General features: G+C 42.1%; 1 protein-coding gene. It reads left to right on the forward strand.

All coding sequences use genetic code 11. From position 1 onward, the window contains the following. Nucleotides 1–910: reverse transcriptase domain-containing protein (locus GPK83_RS13635; protein WP_215705010.1), on the forward strand; the 910-nt coding region annotated here is incomplete at its 5' end. Nucleotides 911–982 lie beyond the last annotated feature (72 nt).

Consider the following 982-nt stretch of genomic DNA (forward strand, 5'->3'; position numbering starts at 1 on the left):
CAAAGAGTATGCAGAACAAGGCTATACATTTGCTGTAGTTCTTGATTTATCAAAATACTTCGATACTCTAAATCACGAAATCCTCATTAACATTCTTCGTAAGAATGTCAAGGATGAAAGAGTAGTGCAACTGATAAAGCGCTATCTGAAAAGCGGTGTAATGGAAAATGGAGTGGTCATCGACACAGAGGAAGGCTCACCACAAGGTGGAAATCTATCACCATTGCTTGCAAATGTCTATCTCAATGAGTTCGACCAGGAATTCCTGAAAAGAGGTGTTCCATGCATAAGATATGCAGATGACATCGTGCTTCTTGCAAAGAGCAAGCGAGCATCAGAGAGACTCTTGGAAAGCAGTACAAAATATCTTGAGGAGAGGCTGAAACTTACAGTCAACCGAGAAAAGAGCCGTACTGTCAGCGTGTTTGCAATCCGAAATTTTAAATTCCTTGGCTTTGCATTGGGAAGGAATGGAAAAGGCATTTATGTCCGAGTTCATCCGAAGTCATGGAAGAAGTTTAAGTCTAGACTGAAGGAGTTATCTTCCCGTAAGCGATGTCAGTCAATCAAGCCAAGCCTTGAGAAAATCAAGGTGTATGCGAGGGGATGGCTTAACTACTACGGAATTGCAAGTATGAAGAACAACATAGATGACATTAACGGATGGCTCTATCACAGAATACGTATGTGTATATGGAAACAGTGGAAGAAACCTAGAACGAAATATAAAAATCTAGTCAAGCTGGGAATTCCAGAACACTATGCGGCAACAATAGCAAACAGTCGCAGAAAGTATTGGTATATCAGTAATAACAAAGCTGTGATTTGGGCGCTGAATAAAGAAAGACTGATAAACAGTGGCTATTATGATTTAGCCACAGCCTACCAGTCTGTGCACGTCAACTATTGAAAGCGCCGTATACCGAACGGTACGTACGGTGCTGTGAGAGGACGGCGGTTAGCCACCGCCTCCTACTCGATT

The sequence above is a fragment of the Clostridium sp. MCC328 genome (assembly GCF_018785465.1).
GTDB lineage: Bacteria > Bacillota > Clostridia > Lachnospirales > Lachnospiraceae > Pilosibacter > Pilosibacter fragilis.